We start from the raw sequence: 16366 nt of genomic DNA on the forward strand, positions 1-16366 counted from the left end.
CTCGGGACGTTCCCGTAGGGCGAGGCGCCGCGAGCGCTTGCTTCAGCTTCGGCTCGATCCCGTTCAGCCCTGGCTCAGCCCCAGGACAGCGCCGCGATGTCGTTCACGAAGATCGGCGTGTCCTTCCACAGCCCGCGCAGGTTGCGCGAGGCCACCGTGATGAACTGCGGCTGGAACAGGAACACGTTGGCCGCGTCCTCCGCCAGCAGCCGCTGCGCGTCGCCGAGGTAGCGCAGCCGGTCGGCCGGACGCGCGGCGTTGCGCGCCTTGTCGAACACCTCGTTGAACTTTGCCGACTGGTAGCCCCAGTAGTACTCGGGCTTGGTGTAGTTGACGAGGTCGAAGGGCTCGACGTGCAGGATCAGCGAGAGGTCGTAGTTCTTGTTGCCGTAGGTGCCGCTGATCCACTGCGCCCACTCGACGTTCTGGATCTTCGCGACGATGCCGATCTTGGCCAGCTGCGCGGCAATGAGCTCGCCGCCCTGGCGCGCGTACGGCGGGGGCGGCAGCACCAGGTCGAGCTCGAGCGGCGTCTTCACGCCGGCCTCGGCCAGCAGCTTCTTCGCCTTCTCGATGTCGAAGGCATTGATGCCGGTGGTGTCGACGTAGCCCGGCGCGCCCGGCACGTAGTGGCTGCCGATCGCCACGCCGCGGCCGTCCACCGCGGCCTCGATCACGGCCTTGCGGTCGATGGCCGCGGCGATGGCGCGGCGCACGCGCACGTCGTCCAGCGGCTTGCGCTTGTTGTTGATGGCCAGGATGGTCTTGCCGCGCGAGGCGTTGAAGACGATCTGGAAGCGCTTGTCGTTCTGGAACTGCGACAGGCTGCGCGACACCGAGGCATGCGGGAACAGGTCGACGTCGTTCGACAGCAGCGCGGCGGTCTGCGCGGCGGGTTCCGAGATGAAGCGGAAGCTGGCCTTGCGGATCTGCACCGCGCCGGCATTGCGATACCCGTCCCACTTGGCCAGCACGATGCTCGAGCCCTTGGCCCAGGTGTCGAGCCGGTAGGGACCGGTGCCGACCGGCCTGGTGGCGTTGGTCTCGACCGTCTTGGGCTCGACCAGGATGGCGGAGGCCTGGCCCAGCAGGAACAGCAGGTCGGGCTCGATCTCCTTGTTGATCAGCACCACCGTGTGTTCGTCGACCACCTGCGTCGCGATGTTGGTGAAGGTGCGCTTGTCCTTGTTGGTGCTGTTGGCCGCGGCCGCGCGCTCGAACGAGAACTTCACGCTCTGCGCATTGAAGGGTTCGCCGTTCTGGAACTTCACGCCGCGCTTGAGCCTGAAGGTGCAGGTCTTCAGGTCGGGCGAGAGGTCCCAGCTTTCTGCCAGCAGCGGCGTGACGCTGCCGTCGGAGTTGATCTTGGTGAGCGTCTCGAAGACGGTGTAGAGCACCACCTCGGCGATCTCCGCGCCGGCCTTGGCCGTGGGGTCCAGGCCCGTCGGCTCCAGCGTGAGGCCGATCACCAGCGCGTCCTTCTTTCGTTGCGCGAGCGCCAGCGTGGGCAGTGCCAGCGGTGTCAGGGCTGCGGCGCCGGTGGCGAGCAGGGTGCGTCTTTTGAGCATGAAGCGATGTCCTCCGAACAAGGGGCAAGCATCATCCGCGAGACCGGGGCGCGCGCGCAACCAGATGCTTATGACCCACTCATCCTAAGCATTGCAGCAAAGCGAGAAGACGCTTCGGTGTCAGGCGGGCAGCAGCGTGCCGCCGGCGGGCGTGCGCGGCACCGCCTCGAGCAGCGTGCGCGTGTACGGGTGCTGCGCATGCTGGAACAGCTCGGCGGGCGGCCCCTGCTCGACGATCTTTCCCTTCCACACCACGCAGACGTCGTCGCACAGGTGGTTGACCACCGCGAGGTCGTGGCTGATGAGCAGGTAGCTGATGCCGAACTGCTGCTGCAGGTCCTGCATGAGGTTGAGCACCTGCGCCTGCACCGACACGTCGAGCGCGCTCACCGGCTCGTCGGCGACGATGAGCTTGGGCCGCGTGATGAGCGCGCGCGCGATGGCGATGCGCTGCCTTTGGCCGCCCGAGAACTCGTGCGGATACTTGTCCATGTCGGTGGTGCGCAGGCCGACGGCGGCGAGTGCCTCGGTGGCGCGCTCGCGCTGTTCGGCGCGGCTGGTCTCGGCCAGGGCTTCGAGCGGCTCGGCCACGATGCGTGCCACGGTCTGGCGCGGGTCGAGCGAGCCGTACGGGTCCTGGAACACCATCTGGAAATCGCGGCGCGCGGTGCGCAGCGCCGGCCTCGACAGCGTGTGCAGGTTGCGGCCTTCGAGCGAGACGGTGCCCGATGTCGGCACGTCGAGCGCCATCACCAGGCGCGCAATGGTCGACTTGCCCGAGCCCGATTCACCGACGATGCCCACGCTGCGGCCGGCCTCGACCTTGAAGCTCACGCCGTTGAGCGCCTTCACGGTCGGCGGCGGGCCAAAGAGTTTCTCGCGCGGCAGTGCGTAGTGGCGCACCAGGTCGGTGACCTGCAGCAACGGGGCGGCTGGGTTCGGTGCGCTCATGATGCGACGGCCTCCTGCGCGGCGATGTCTTCGAGCCGGATGCAGCGCACCGCATGGTCGTGCGGCAGCATCGTGGCCGGCGGCTTCGTGGTCTTGCAGGCGTCGACGGTGTAGCTGCAGCGGCCCGCGAACGGGCAGCCTGCCGGCAGGTCGACCAGCTCGGGCACGCTGCCCTTGATGGTGGCCAGGCGCAGGCCGCGCGGCGCGCCGATGGCGGGGCGCGCGGCGAACAGGCCTTGCGTGTAGGGGTGGGCGCGGCGCGCGAACACGGCCTCGGTCGGGCCGCTCTCGACCACGCTGCCGCCGTACATCACGAGCATCCTGGAGACTGTCTGCGCGATCACGCCGAGGTCGTGCGAGATCAGGATCAGCGCCATGCCGCGCTCGGCCACGAGGCTCTGGATGAGTTCGAGGATCTGCTTCTGGATGGTGACGTCCAGCGCGGTGGTGGGCTCGTCGGCAATCAGCAGGTCGGGACCGCAGGCCAGCGCCATGGCGATGCCGATGCGCTGGCGCTGGCCGCCGGAGAACTGGTGCGGATACGCATCGAGGCGCGAGGCCGCATCGGGAATGCCCACGCGCTCGAGCAGCGCGAGCACTTCCTTGCGCGCGTCGGCCTTCGACAGGCCGCGGTGCAGCCGCAGCGGCTCGCCGACCTGGCGCACGATGGTGTGCACCGGGTTCAGCGCCGTCATCGGCTCCTGGAAGATCATGCCGATGCGGTTGCCGCGGATCTTGCACATCGACTTCTCGTCGCGGCCGACCAGTTCGGTGTCGTCGAACCTGATGCTGCCGGTGACCTTTGCGGTCGAGGGCAGCAGGCCCATGAGCGACATCACGGTGATCGACTTGCCGCAGCCCGATTCGCCGACGATGCCCAGCGTTTCGCCGCGCTCGAGCGAGAACGAGATGCCGCGCACGGCCTCGGCGGGGCCGCGTTGCGTTTGAAGTTCGATGTGCAGGTCCTTGACCTGGAGCAGTGGCATCTGGATTACCTCGCCCGGGCAAGTCGTGGATCGAGCAGGTCGCGCAGGCCGTCGCCCAGCAGGTTCAGGCCGAGCACCGCGAACGCGATGGCCATGCCGGGGAACACCGCGAGCAGGGGCGACTGGAACATCAGGGTCTGCGCCTCGCTGAGCATGCGGCCCCACGAGGGCTGCGGCGGTTGCGTGCCCAGGCCGAGGTAGGAGAGCGCGGCTTCCGCCAGGATGGCAATGGCGAAGCGGATGGTGATCTGCACGATCAGCACGGCCGAGATGTTCGGCAGCACGTGCTGCATGGTGATGGCGAAGCTGCCCTTGCCGCAGGCGCGCGCGGCGGCCACGTATTCGCGCGACCAGATGGCGTTGGCCGAGGCGCGCGTGATGCGCGCGAAGGTCGGGATGTTGTAGATGCCGATCGCGATGATCGCGTTGACGATGCCCGCGCCGAACACGGCCGTCAGCATGATCGCGCTGAGGATCGCGGGGAAGGCCAGCGAGAAGTCGGTGAGCCGCATGATGGCCTCCTCGACCCAGCCGCGCCGGGCGGCGGCGAGCAGGCCCAGCGCGGTGCCGACGAGGAGGCCGATGCCCACCGCGATCACGCCCACCAGGATGGACGCGCGCGCACCCACCAGCAGCAGCGAAGCCACGTCGCGCCCGTAGGTGTCGGTGCCCAGCCAGTGCGAGCCCGAGGGCGGCATGAGCTTGTGGGCCATGTCCATGTCGTAGGGCGACCATGGCGTCCATACCAGCGAGACGCCGGCGGCCAGCAGCAGCAGAAGCGTCAACACGCCGCCCAGCACGAAGCTGCGGTGCTGCAGGGCGCGGCGCCAGAAACCCGGCACCTTGAGCGCGGCGGCGCTCGGCACTGTCACGGTGCTCATATGTCGCTGGCCTTGATGCGCGGGTCGATCACGGCGTAGAGCACGTCGACCACGAAGTTCACGATGACCACCATGGCCGCGAGCAGCATCACGCAGTTGCGCACCACGATCAGGTCGCGGTTGCTGATGGCCTGGAAGATGAGGCGGCCCAGGCCCGGCAGGTAGAACACGTTCTCCACCACGATGGTGCCGGCCAGCAGCTCGGAGAACTGCATGCCCATCACGGTGATGACGGGGATCATCGCGTTGCGCAGCACGTGGGTCCACAGCACCATGCGCTGCGACACGCCCTTGGCGCGCGCGGTGCGCACGAAGTCTTCGCGCATCACCTCGAGCACGGCCGAGCGCGTGATGCGCGCGAGGATCGCGGCCTGAACAACGGCGAGCGACAGCGCGGGCAGCAGCAGCGACTTGAGGCCCGCGAAGATGCCTTCGCCCCAGCCCTCGAAGCCGCCGGCGGAGAACCACTGCAGCTGCACCGAGAACACGAGGATCAGCAGAATCGCGAACCAGAAATTCGGAATCGCGATGCCGACCTGCGCCATGCCCATGAGGCCGACGTCGCCCAGCTTGTTGTGGCGCGCCGCTGCGGTCACGCCGACCAGCAGCGCAATGACGACAGTGAGCGCCATCGCCATCATGGCCAGCGGCACGGTGAGCGCGAGGCGCTCCAGGATCAGGTCGAGCACCGGCGAGCTGTAGGCGTAGCTGTCGCCGAGGTTGCCGGTGAGCAGGCCGCCGATCCAGTGCCAGTAGCGGGTCCACGCGGGTTGGTCGAGGCCGAGCTTGGTGGCCAGGGCCGCGACGGCTTCGGGCGATGCGTCGGGGCCCATGAGCATCTGCGCGGCATTGCCGGGCAGGATCTCGAGGACGAGGAAGACGATGACCGAGGCGCCGATCAAGGTGCCGATCAGCGTGGCAAGGCGCTTTATTAGGAACAGACTCATGGGGCGGGGCGCAGCATAACTGACTCGTGCAACAAGTGTGCCGTGAATGTGGCCTTTGTCATTCACGGGCTGCCCGTGTGTCCGGCCCCGCGATAATCGGGGGATGGCCCTCATGATCACCGACGAATGCATCAACTGCGATGTCTGCGAGCCCGAGTGCCCGAACGATGCGATCTACATGGGCGAGGCGTTCTACGAGATCGACCCGCACAAGTGCACCGAATGCGTGGGCCACTTCGATGAGCCGCAGTGCGTGCAGATCTGCCCGGTGGCGTGCATTCCGCTGAACCCCGAACACGTGGAAAGCCGCGAGACGCTCATGCAGAAGTACGAGCGTCTCACGGCGATCAAGGTGACGACGGCTTCGACCGGCGCCTAGTTCGCGTTCTTTGCGCTCCTGGCGCTCTTCGCATTCACTCGGCCGACTTCCGCTTCTTTTTCTTGCGCTCCGGCGCATCGCCGCCAGCCGCCTTCGCGCCCGGGCCGCCGCTGAAACTCATGCTGGACTTGCGCGGCTCGCTGGCCGCCTTGCGTGCGCGCTCCCGCTCCTTCTGCTCCGACATGGCGAGCCGCCGCTCGGCCATTGCGGCGCTCCTGCCTTCCCGTGCGGCCCGCTGGTCGCGGTCGTGGGCGGCCTTTTCCTGGGTCAGCCTCGTGCGCTCCAGATGGTCGGCGTGGGTTTGCGCGCTGCGGGTTCCGGCGTCGGCCGCCCGGCGGTCCTGGTCGCTGCGCTGGTCTTCCACCTTCACCGTCTTGCCGCCGTCGCAGGGCCGGTCGGCATAGGTGTTGCCGCAGCGCCAGGTTTGCGCGGCATTTTGGGCTGACACGCCCATGGAACAAACGCATGTCGCTATCAAAAATATAGCAATTCGGCTTCTTCTCCCCGCCGCCGTGCTTCCTGTTCTCTTCTTCTTGCTCATTTTTATTTCTCTCCCTCCCTGCACTCCGGTGGCCGGCTAGGTGGCGGCAGGCGTGCCCCCTTCGCCGGGCTCCCGCCGCGGCGGTTTGGGCCGGGGCGGTTTGCTCGTGTGAATCAGCAGCGTCGCCTTCTCCATCTCGCCCGCGATCAGCGCGGGCACCGCGTGGAGGGTGCGCACGATGGCGTCGTCGATGGCTTCACGTTGTTCCTTGAGCGGCTTCTTCAGCACCCAGTTGACGACCTCCGACTTCACGCCGGGGTGCCCGATGCCCAGGCGCAGACGCCAGTAGTCGCCGGTGCCCAGTTGCGCATGGATGTCGCGCAGGCCGTTGTGGCCCGCATGGCTGCCGCCGAACTTGAGCTTGACCTGGCCCGGCACCACGTCGAGCTCGTCGTGCACCACGAGGATTTCCTCGGGCGCGATCTTGAAGAAGCGGGCGAGCGCGCCGACCGACTTGCCCGACAGGTTCATGAAGGTCTGCGGCTCCAGCAGCCAGATGCTCTGGCCGCCGATGCTGGTGCGCGCCGCGAGGCCGTGGTAGCTCCGCTCGGGCACGAGGTTGAGCTTCCAGTCGCGCGCGAGGGCGTCGATCCACCAGAAGCCCGCGTTGTGGCGCGTGGCTTCGTACTCAGGGCCCGGGTTTCCGAGGCCGACGAACAGCTTGATCATGGTCGTGGATTATCCCGTCCGCCAAAAGCAGAAGGCCCGCACGGGGCGGGCCTTCATACCGACAGACGCGAGGAAGTTGATTACTTCTTGGCGGTCTTGGCAGCGGGGGTCTTGGCGGCGGGAGCAGCCTTGCCACCCTTGCCTGCGGGAGCTGCTGCATCTGCAGCGGCTGCGCCTTCGGCGGGAGCTTCGACTTCTTCGGCGGCCGGAGCGACGGCCGAAGCCAGCACCGGGTTCACCTTGCCGTGGCTGACCCACTTCACGCCGCGGGGCAGCTTGATGTCTTTCAGCGTGACGGTGCCGTTCTTCTTCAGACCCGACAGGTCCACTTCGATGAACTCAGGCAGTTCTGCGGGCAGGCAGTTCACTTCCAGTTCGGTCGTGACGTGGTTGACCAGGTTTTGCTCGAGCTTGACGGCATCGGACTCTTCCTCGCCCTTGAAGTGCAGCGGCACCTTCATGGTCATGCGGGTCTTGGCATCGACGCGTTGGAAGTCGATGTGTTGCACCAGCTGGCGGAACGGGTGGTATTGCACGTCGCGCAGCAGAACCTTGCTGACGCTGCCGCCCATTTCCATTTCGAGCACGGTTGCGTGGAAGGCTTCCTTCTTCAGGGCGTGCCACAGCGCGTTGTGATCGATCTCGATCAGTTGTGGCTGGGTGTCGCCACCGTAGACGATGCCAGGGGTCTTGCCCGAGATGCGGAGACGGCGGCTCGCACCCGTACCCTGCTTTGCGCGCTCAAAAGCGACGAATTTCATAACTAGCTCCTGTAAGAGTCCACCGCGACCAGTGCGACTCCGGTTCAACAAGGGCGCCGGTCCGGAATGGAAGGGGCGCCCGCTTTTTGCTCAGATCAGAACAGGTTGTCCTGGTCCGAGAACAAACTCATCACCGACTCGCCCTTGGCAATGCGCTGGATCGTTTCGGCGATCAGCGGTGCCACGGAGAGCTGGCGGATCTTTCCGCAGCCCAGGGCCGCGTCGGAAAGGGGAATGGTGTTGGTCACGACCACTTCGTCGAGGGCCGAGCCCTGCGTGATGCGCTCGATGGCCGGGCCCGAGAAGATCGGGTGCGTGCAATAGGCGTAGACGCTCTTGGCGCCGCGTTCCTTCAGCACTTCGGCCGCTTTGACCAGCGTGCCGGCCGTGTCGATCATGTCGTCCATGATCACGCAGTTGCGCCCGTCGATCTCGCCGATCACGTTCATGACTTCGCTGACGTTGGCCTTCGGGCGGCGCTTGTCGATGATGGCGAGGTCACAGTTCAGTTGCTTGGCCAGCGCACGGGCACGGACCACGCCGCCGACGTCGGGCGAGACCACGATCAGGTCTTCGTAGTTCTTGGCGCGCAGGTCGCCCAGCAGCACGGGCGAAGCGTAGATGTTGTCGACGGGAATGTCGAAGAAACCCTGGATCTGGTCGGCGTGCAGGTCCATCGTGAGCACGCGCTCGACACCGACGGTTTCCAGCAGGTTGGCCACGACCTTGGCCGAGATCGGCACGCGGCTCGAGCGCGGGCGGCGGTCCTGGCGGGCATAGCCGAAATAGGGGATCACGGCGCTGATGCGTTCGGCCGAGGCGCGCTTGAGCGCGTCGACCATGATCAGCAGTTCCATCAGGTTTTCGTTGGTCGGCGCGCAGGTCGACTGCACCACGAACACATCGCGCGCCCGGACGTTCTGGTTGATCTCGACGGTGACTTCACCGTCGGAGAAGCGACCGACGCGAGCGGCACCCAGCGAAGTGCCGAGGTTGTGCGCGATTTCTGCAGCAAGGCCAGGATTGGCGTTGCCGGTGAAAACCATGAAGTCAGGGTGATTAGCCTGCATGAGCGCGTCCCGGCAGTGCAAGTTGGCTTAGGAAGCCGCCAAAGGTTTGTGATGCATGGCGACCGGTAGGCCGCCGATTATTGCAGCGGGTGGGCTGCAAATGAAGACTGCGGCCGTTGGGCCGCAGTCTTTGAAGATTTGGCAGGGGAGAAAGGATTCGAACCTTTGCATGCTGGAATCAAAATCCAGTGCCTTAACCAGCTTGGCGACTCCCCTACACGGGTCGATGGTTTTCACCACCAACCGATATATGTCGCATCGAATCGAATGAACGATCCGATCATCTTCAGGTTGCCCAACCGCACAGCGGATGAACTTCCAGATTGCTGCATTGACGAACCTGCCAGCCCTTGGGGGCCTTCAGCAGTTCCGCTTCCTGCGGCGCTTGCGGCAACTTCGCGAATACCGAACTTCCGGAGCCGGTCATTCGGGCCTTCAATCCTTGGGCGCCGAGCCATTCGATGGCGTCGGTGACCGCGGGACAAAGTCGCTGTGCAACCGGCTGCAGGTCGTTGTGACCGAAGTCGAAAACCGAAGCACTCAGAACCGAGTTTTTCAGGTTTGTCGCTTCGAGCGATTCGCTCTCTGCAGCAAAGCCTGTGATTATAGCAACAGGAGTTGAACGTTCAAGATCTGTTGCTGAAAAAATTAATCGGGTATCGAGTCCTTCGGGAGGTTTGACCACCGCGAAGTGCGCGGGAAGGAGTGTAACCGGAGTCAGTTGCTCTCCGACGCCCTCGACCCACGCATTGCGGCCACCCAGAAAAAAAGGCACGTCGGCGCCCAGCTTCAGCCCGATATGGGCAAGGCGCGAGAGCGGCAGGTTCAGACCCCACAGGCGGTTCAGCGCGAGCAGGCAGGTGGCCGCGTCCGAGGAGCCGCCGCCCATGCCGGCCTGCGCCGGCACGTGCTTGGCCACGCCGATGTGCGCGCCCTGGCCGGGCGCGGCGAAGGCCTGCAGGGCGCGCGCGGCGCGCAGGACGAGGTCGTCGGCCGGCAATTCCGTCGTGAGGTCTTCACGGCTCAGCTGGCCGTCGCGGCGCAGCTCGACGTGCAGCGTGTCGCACCAGTCGATCAGCATGAACACCGACTGCAACAGGTGGTAGCCGTCGTCGCGCCGGCCGGTGATGTGAAGGAAGAGGTTGAGCTTGGCCGGCGCGGGAAGGTCGTAGATCGCCTTCATGACCGTTCGAACACGATGCGCAGGTCCGCGCGCGGGCTTGGCGATTCGCGCACGGCCTGCAGGCGGCCGTTGGCGAGCTGCCCCAAGTCGGGCTTCCAGCCGGGCACCGGGTCGTTGCGGCCCGCGAGCCAGCCGAACAGCGCGCCGACCGGAATCACCGCGCCCGTAGCCGCTTCGATCAGCGCATCGACCGAATCGAAGCGCCGCGTGCGGCTGCCGTCCTTCAGCAGGGCTTCGCCGGGCGCCCAATGCAGTTGCGCGAGCGTGCTGCCGATCGGTGTCGTCAGCGTGAGGTCACCGGCTTCGGCCGAGCCGCGAAGCTCGAACAGCGCTGCGAAGGTCTGCACCGGCTCGCTCTCGATGCGCAGCGACATGCGCCCGCTCCAGCTGTCCGAGCGCGTGGGTGCCGAGGAGCCGCCCGACAGCTGGGCGCAGCCCGCCATCAGGAGAATGGCCGCGCCGCCCGCCGCCAGCAGGGTGCGGCGGCCGCGATCGACGGAGGTGGCTGGCGCCAATGCGCTCACTTGCACCACGTCAGGGCTTCACCCGCAGGCGCTTGAGGGTTTCCTGCAGCGTCTCGTTCTCGGCGTCGCTCAGCAGCGCTTCCTTCCAGATCGTGACCGCGCGGTCCTTCTGGCCGGTCGCCCACAGCACTTCGCCGTAATGCGCGCCGATTTCCGGGTCGGGACGCGTCTTGTACGCGGCCTCGAGGATGCGGATCGCCTCGTCGGTGTTGCCGAGCCGGAATTCAACCCAGCCCAGGCTGTCGGCGATGAATGGATCGTCCGGCGCCAGCTGCACGGCCTTCTTGATCAGCGTGTGCGCTTCGTCGAGGCGGATCTTGCGATCGGCGAACGAATAGCCGAGCGCGTTGTAGGCGTTCTGGCTCTCCGGCTTCAGCTCGATCAGGCGGCGCAGCAGCCGCTCCATGTCGTCCAGGCGGTTGAGCTTCTCGGCGACCATGGCCTGGTCGTAGACGAGATCGCTGTCCTCGGGCGATGCCACGGAGGCCTGGGCCAGCATGTCGTAGGCCGCCTGGTATTGCTTGGCGTCGCGCAGCAGCTGCACTTCGGCGAGGAACTTCTGCTTCTTGTCTTCCGCGGTGCGCTCGGGCAGGGCGCGAATCACTTCGCGTGCCTGCGGCAGCTTGCCCTGGCGGGCCAGCAGCGCGGCGCGGCGGGTCTGCGCGGCCACGATCTCCTCGGCGCCGCCGTCGATGCGCGAGAGCCAGCGCTCGGCGCCCGCGTAGTCCTTGCGCCGCTCCGCCAGCTGCGACAGCGCGAAGTACGCCTGCGACACGCCGCGCTTGCGGTCGGAGGCGTCGGTGTCCTTGTTGCTCGGGCTGTTCGACAGCTCGATGAAGCGCTTGATCGAGGTCTCGGCGGCGGCGTCCTGCTTGGCCTGCATCTGCAGGCTGCCGAGCAGCAGCCACGGCTCGGCGAGTTCGGGGCGCGACGAGGTGACGGCCTGCAGCTGCGTGGTGGCGTCGCTGTAGCGGCGGTTCTCGACCAGCACGCGGCCGTAGGCGATGCGCAGGTCGGGCGCGGCCTTGGGGTTGTTGCTCAGATAGCGCGTGACGATCGGCTCGGCAAGCGGCTGGCCGGGATCGATCATCTCGAGCGCCAGCACGGCCGGCGCATCGGAGGCCGGGTCGATCTCCTGGCCCTTGCGGGCGGCTTCCAGCGCGCCGGAAGCATCGCCCGCGTTGAGGCGCAGGCGCCCGACGGTGGCCCAGGCCAGCCCGCCGGTGGCCGGGTTCTTGAGTTCGTCGGACAGTGCCTGCTCGACCACCGAGGCCGCGAGCTTCTTGTCGGTGGCGCGCGAGTAGTTGCGCGCAATCACGGCCATCAATAGCGGACGCTCGATCTGCGAGGTGGCCGCCACTTCGGCGCGCAGCGGCTCGACGGTTTCGCTGATGCGGTTCAGCGCGATGAGGATCTGCAGCTCGATGCGCCGCGCTTCGCGCGACGCCGGCAGCGTTTCCTGCCAGGCCCGTGCCGCGGCAAGCGCCGCGTCGCCGGAGCGCGATTGCAGTGCGATCTCGACCGCGCGCTGGAACAGCTTGCCGTCGCGCAGCCGGCGCGCGGCGTCGAGCACGAGCGCATAGCCGGAGCCGGGGTCGCCAGAGCGGGTCGTCAACTCGCCCATCAGGATTTCGTAGAACAGATCGGCCGTGAGCGCGGACGGTTCCACAACCACAGCTTCGGCAGCCGGCTTGGCCGCGGCCACCACGCGGGGCCTTGCCGGCGGCTTCGCCGGCGCGGAGCGCTCGATGACCGGCGCGGGGCTGGCGGGGGCTGCGGGATCGGACGTTTGTGCGTGGACCGCACAAGCCATCAAGGCGAGAGACGCGGCCGCCGCAAGGCGGTGTCGGCGGGGCGAAAAGTTCATCTGGCCATAATAATCCAGGCTTTTGAACGAGCACCGCGTGGGGCTTCGTCGCCGCAGGCGTTTGCCGGAGATTTACTTTTTTCATGCCCGAACTACCCGAAGTCGAAGTCACCCGGCGCGGTTTTGCCGACCGCATCGCCGGTGCGCGCATCGACGCGGTGCGCATCGGCAAGCCTTTGCGCTGGGCGCTCATGGTGGTGCCCGAGGCGTTGGTCGGACGCCGGGTGCTCCAGGTGCGCCGCCGCGGCAAGTACCTGCTGATCGACCTGGATCACGGCATCCTGCTGCTGCACCTGGGCATGTCGGGCAGCCTGCGTTTCGACGCGGCGCTGCCGCCCGCCGGCACGCACGATCACTTCGACCTGGTGACCGACCGCGGCACGCTGCGGCTGAACGATCCGCGCCGCTTCGGTGCCGTGGTCTACGTCGAGCACGAAGACGCCCCGTGGGCGGTCAAGCTGCTCGGCGGCCTGGGCATGGAGCCGCTGGGCGACGCGTTCGACCTCGATGCCTTCCATGCCGGCCTGAAGAAGCGCAAGACGGCCGTCAAGCAGGTGCTTCTGGCGGGCGACGTGGTGGTGGGCGTGGGCAATATCTATGCGTCCGAGGCGCTGTTCCAGGCGGGCATCCGGCCGACGCTGTCGGCGGCGCGCATCAGCCGTCCGCGCGCGGCCAAGCTGCATGCGGCGGTGCGCGAGATCCTGGCGCGGGCGGTGGAGAAGGGCGGCAGCACGCTGCGCGATTTCTCCAACGTGGACGGCCAGAACGGGTATTTCCAGCTCGAGGCGACCGTCTACGGCAGGGCCGGCGAGCCATGTCGGGTTTGCGCAACGCCGATCCGGCTGCTGCGCCAAGGGCAGCGCTCCACCTATTACTGTCCCAATTGCCAGAAGTAAGCATGACCGAGGCCTGCGAAGACCGTGATGGAATGCACAAGAAACGGTTGCTGAACGCTTCCCGATGCTATATTTGTAAGCTCTTTCTTACATATCTCCCTTGAGCCGCTCCTTCAACCAACAACTCGATCAGCACGGTGCCTGGCGGAGCAACTTCGCGCGCCGGCTGCAGTGGCTGTCCCGCTGGCTGAGCGAGAACGAGCTGCTCGACCAGGCGGTGGCCGAGCGGCTGCGCGGGCTCGAGACACAGATCCGCACCAGCAAGGTCATGGTCGCCTTCGTGGCGGAGTTCTCGCGCGGCAAGTCGGAGCTGATCAACGCCATCTTCTTCGCCAGCTACGGGCGCCGCATCATGCCGGCGAGCGCGGGCCGCACCACGATGTGCCCGACGGAGCTGGGCTACGACCCCGCGCAGGCGCCCAAGCTGCGCCTGCTGCCGATCGAGACCCGCCTGGAGCCGCACTCGCTCGTGCACTGGCGCGACAAGCCGACGCGCTGGACCGAGATCGCCATCGACGTGGGCAACGCCGAGCAACTCGCGCTGGCCATGGGCAAGGTGGCCGAGGTTCGCTGGGTCAGCAAGGAAGAAGCGCGCACGCTGGGCTTCTGGAACGACGAGACACCCGACGACAACCCGGTGCAGGACGCCGAAGGCCGCGTCGAAATCCCGCGCTGGCGCCATGCGGTGCTGAACATGCCGCATCCGCTGTTGGAGCAGGGGCTGGTGATTCTCGACACGCCAGGCCTGAACGCGATCGGCGCGGAGCCCGAACTCACGGTGAGCCTGATCCCGCAGGCGCATGCGGTGGTCTTCATCCTGGGCGCGGAGACCGGCGTGACGCGCTCCGACCTGTCGATCTGGCGCGAACACCTGATCACCGAGGACGAAGGCAACGACACGCGCTTCGTGGTGCTCAACAAGATCGACACGATGTGGGACACGCTGAGCACGCCCGCGCACATCGAACAGCAGATCGAACGCCAGCGCGAAGGCGCGGCCCGCCTGCTCGAAGTGCCGCTCGCGCAGGTGTTGCCAGTGTCCGCCCAGAAGGGGCTGCAGGCCAAGATCCAGCACGACGCGCAGCTGCTGCAGGCCAGCCGCCTGCCGGCGCTCGAAACGCTGCTGGCCGAAGGTGTGCTCGGCAAGCGCGAGACCATGCTGCGCCTGGCGGTGGATGCAGGCATGACCGCGCTGCGCGCCGAAGCCGAACGCATCCTGAAGGTGCGCCAGCGCGACCTGTCGGAGCAGGCGCTCGAGCTGCAGGGACTGCGCGGCAAGAACGTCTCGGTGATCCGCCACATGCGTGCGCGCATCGACCAGGAACACGCCGAATTCGAAGGCAGCAACACGCGCATCCTGGCGCTGCGCTCGGTGCAGGGCAAGCTGCTGCGCGAGGTGTACGCCGTGCTCGGGCGCACCGCGCTGAAGGCCGACATGGTGCGACTGTCGGCCGCGCTGAAGCGCCCCGGCGTCAAGCTCAACGTGCGCAAGGTGTACGGCGAGACTTTCGATTCGCTGCGCAACAACCTGCGCGAAGTGCAGGCGACCACGGCCGAGATCCAGTCGATGCTGCACGCCACCTTCCGTCAGCTCAACGCCGAGCAGGGCTTCACGCTGCAGGCGCCGGCCGAGCCCGACCTCACCGGCTTCGAGCAGGAGCTCAGCCAGATCGAGCGCAGCCACGTCCACTACCTGGGCGTGGGCAACCTGCTGAAGCTTGCGCAGGCCGATTTCTGCGACAAGCTGGTTCGTGCGCTGGCCAGCCGGCTGCGCCTCGTCAACGAGGCTGCGATGACCGAGGTCGAGCGCTGGAGCAAGGGTGCCAGCGCGCAGATCGATGCGCAGCTCAAGGAGCGCCGCCGCAACTTCAGCAAGCGCATCGAGGCGATCGAGCGCATCCAGAGCGCGGCGGGCAACCTCGATGAACGGCTGCTCGAACTCGCTGCGCAGGAGCGCGACCTGGCCGAGCTGCACGTGCGGCTGCGCGAGTTCACGTCGCTGATCGCGCAGCCGGGCAAGCCGCCTGCCACGGCGACCGTCGGCGAGCTGCGTGCGGCCTGAGTCTTCCGCCTCCACGGCGGCTGCGACATTGCAATTGCCCCCCGATTTCGCCGCGCAGGTCGTGGCTTGGCAGCGCAGCCACGGCCGCAGCCAACTGCCGTGGCAGAACACCCGCGACCCGTACCGCGTGTGGCTGTCGGAGGTGATGCTGCAGCAGACGCAGGTCTCGACGGTGCTTGGCTATTTCGCGCGTTTTCTCGAACGCTTTCCCGACGTGAAGGCACTGGCCGCCGGCACCGAAGACGAAGTGTTCGGCCTCTGGAGCGGCCTGGGCTACTACAGCCGCGCGCGCAACATGCACCGCTGCGCGCAGGACGTCGTCGCGCGTTTCGGCGGCGAGTTTCCGCGCACCGCCGCCGAGCTCGTCACCTTGCCCGGCATCGGCCGTTCGACCTCCGCCGCGATTGCCGCGTTCTGCTTCGGCGAGCGCGTGGCGATCCTCGACGGCAATGTGAAACGCGTGCTGACGCGCGTGCTGGGCTTTGCGGGCGACATGTCGTCGACCGCGCAGGAGCGCGCGCTGTGGGACCTTGCAACGCAGCTGCTGCCGCCCGCCGAACAGCGCGAGGCGATCGCGCACTACACGCAGGGGTTGATGGACCTGGGTGCCACCGTGTGCCTGCCGCGCAAGCCCAGCTGCATGATCTGCCCGGTCAACACGCCCTGCGTGGCGCGGCGCGAAGGCGCGCCCGAGCGCTATCCGGTGAAGACCCGCAAGCTCAAGCGCAGCGCCCAGTCGCTCTGGGTGCTGCTGGCGCGCGATGCGCAGGACCGCGTGTGGCTGGAGAAGCGGCCGGCCAAGGGCATCTGGGCCGGGCTGTATTGCCTGCCCGTGTTCGACAGCCGCGACGAGCTTCTGGCCGCCTTGCCCGCGGCCGCGCAGCGCGGCGTGAAAGACCTGCCGGCCTTCACCCACGTGCTGACCCACAAGGACCTGCACCTGCACCCCGTGCTGCTGCAAGGCAGCCAGCCGCAGGGCGAGGGTGCGCGTTGGGTCGAGGCGCAAGAATGGGCCCGGCTGGGCCTGCCTGCGCCGATGCGCAAGCTGCTGGAGAGCGGCGAGACCTGATGAACAGCTGAC

General features: G+C 67.1%; 16 protein-coding genes and 1 tRNA gene. 4 read left to right on the top strand and 13 right to left on the bottom strand.

The window, feature by feature from the left end; all coding sequences use genetic code 11:
• Positions 1-74: 74 nt before the first annotated feature.
• The 5 genes from BM013_RS31530 to BM013_RS31550 form a co-directional block, all read right to left on the bottom strand.
• Positions 75-1568, bottom strand: a complete 1494-nt coding sequence (locus BM013_RS31530; RefSeq protein ID WP_093132489.1) for an ABC transporter substrate-binding protein — start codon at positions 1566-1568, stop codon at positions 75-77.
• Positions 1569-1688: 120 nt separating this feature from the next.
• Positions 1689-2519 carry an ATP-binding cassette domain-containing protein gene (locus BM013_RS31535; protein WP_093132491.1) on the bottom strand — a complete coding sequence of 277 codons (831 nt, stop codon included), beginning with the start codon at positions 2517-2519 and terminating at the stop codon, positions 1689-1691.
• Positions 2516-3505, bottom strand: a complete 990-nt coding sequence (locus tag BM013_RS31540) for an ABC transporter ATP-binding protein (protein WP_093132493.1) — start codon at positions 3503-3505, stop codon at positions 2516-2518. Before BM013_RS31540 ends, BM013_RS31535 begins: the two co-directional genes overlap by 4 nt.
• A gap of 5 nt (positions 3506-3510) precedes the next feature.
• On the bottom strand, positions 3511-4386 hold the full coding sequence (locus tag BM013_RS31545; RefSeq protein ID WP_093132495.1) for an ABC transporter permease: 876 nt from the start codon (positions 4384-4386) through the stop codon (positions 3511-3513).
• The gene (locus tag BM013_RS31550; protein ID WP_093132497.1) at positions 4383-5333 is read right to left on the bottom strand and encodes an ABC transporter permease; all 951 of its coding nucleotides are present in this window, start codon (positions 5331-5333) and stop codon (positions 4383-4385) included. Before BM013_RS31550 ends, BM013_RS31545 begins: the two co-directional genes overlap by 4 nt.
• A 103-nt stretch (positions 5334-5436) precedes the next feature.
• On the opposite strand from BM013_RS31550, the gene BM013_RS31555 reads away from it, so the two are divergent.
• On the top strand, positions 5437-5712 hold the full coding sequence (locus BM013_RS31555) for a YfhL family 4Fe-4S dicluster ferredoxin (RefSeq protein ID WP_093132499.1): 276 nt from the start codon (positions 5437-5439) through the stop codon (positions 5710-5712).
• A 34-nt stretch (positions 5713-5746) separates the two neighbouring features.
• On the opposite strand, the gene BM013_RS31560 is transcribed toward BM013_RS31555, so the two are convergent.
• From BM013_RS31560 to BM013_RS31595, 8 genes are all read right to left on the bottom strand, one after another.
• On the bottom strand, positions 5747-6253 hold the full coding sequence (locus tag BM013_RS31560; RefSeq protein WP_177225625.1) for a hypothetical protein: 507 nt from the start codon (positions 6251-6253) through the stop codon (positions 5747-5749).
• A 36-nt stretch (positions 6254-6289) separates the two neighbouring features.
• Entirely contained in the window at positions 6290-6922 is a 633-nt protein-coding gene (gene pth / locus BM013_RS31565) for an aminoacyl-tRNA hydrolase (RefSeq protein ID WP_093132503.1), read from the bottom strand.
• Positions 6923-7002: 80 nt separating this feature from the next.
• Positions 7003-7683: a 50S ribosomal protein L25/general stress protein Ctc gene (locus BM013_RS31570; protein WP_093132505.1), complete on the bottom strand. Its 681-nt coding sequence runs from the start codon at positions 7681-7683 to the stop codon at positions 7003-7005.
• A gap of 95 nt (positions 7684-7778) precedes the next feature.
• Positions 7779-8753, bottom strand: coding sequence for a ribose-phosphate pyrophosphokinase (locus tag BM013_RS31575; RefSeq protein WP_093132507.1), 975 nt, complete (start codon positions 8751-8753; stop codon positions 7779-7781).
• A 139-nt stretch (positions 8754-8892) separates the two neighbouring features.
• Positions 8893-8969, bottom strand: a tRNA-Gln gene (locus BM013_RS31580).
• Between the two features lie 70 nt (positions 8970-9039).
• Positions 9040-9936, bottom strand: a complete 897-nt coding sequence (gene ispE / locus BM013_RS31585) for a 4-(cytidine 5'-diphospho)-2-C-methyl-D-erythritol kinase (protein WP_093132509.1) — start codon at positions 9934-9936, stop codon at positions 9040-9042.
• On the bottom strand, positions 9933-10469 hold the full coding sequence (locus BM013_RS31590; protein ID WP_256221795.1) for a lipoprotein insertase outer membrane protein LolB: 537 nt from the start codon (positions 10467-10469) through the stop codon (positions 9933-9935). The genes ispE and BM013_RS31590 overlap by 4 nt, the downstream gene beginning before the upstream one ends.
• A gap of 1 nt (position 10470) precedes the next feature.
• Entirely contained in the window at positions 10471-12327 is a 1857-nt protein-coding gene (locus BM013_RS31595; RefSeq protein WP_093132511.1) for a tetratricopeptide repeat protein, read from the bottom strand.
• 83 nt (positions 12328-12410) lie between these two features.
• On the opposite strand from BM013_RS31595, the gene mutM reads away from it, so the two are divergent.
• The 3 genes from mutM (at position 12411) to mutY (ending at position 16354) form a co-directional block, all read left to right on the top strand.
• A complete protein-coding gene (mutM, locus tag BM013_RS31600; protein WP_093132513.1) occupies positions 12411-13223 on the top strand; it encodes a bifunctional DNA-formamidopyrimidine glycosylase/DNA-(apurinic or apyrimidinic site) lyase in 813 nt (270 codons plus the stop codon).
• A gap of 100 nt (positions 13224-13323) precedes the next feature.
• Entirely contained in the window at positions 13324-15285 is a 1962-nt protein-coding gene (locus tag BM013_RS31605; protein ID WP_093132515.1) for a dynamin family protein, read from the top strand.
• A gap of 34 nt (positions 15286-15319) precedes the next feature.
• The gene (gene mutY / locus BM013_RS31610) at positions 15320-16354 is read left to right on the top strand and encodes an A/G-specific adenine glycosylase (protein ID WP_093132517.1); all 1035 of its coding nucleotides are present in this window, start codon (positions 15320-15322) and stop codon (positions 16352-16354) included.
• The last annotated feature ends 12 nt before the right edge of the window (positions 16355-16366 follow it).

This window comes from Variovorax sp. OK605, from assembly GCF_900115445.1.
In the GTDB taxonomy this organism is placed as follows: domain Bacteria; phylum Pseudomonadota; class Gammaproteobacteria; order Burkholderiales; family Burkholderiaceae_C; genus Variovorax.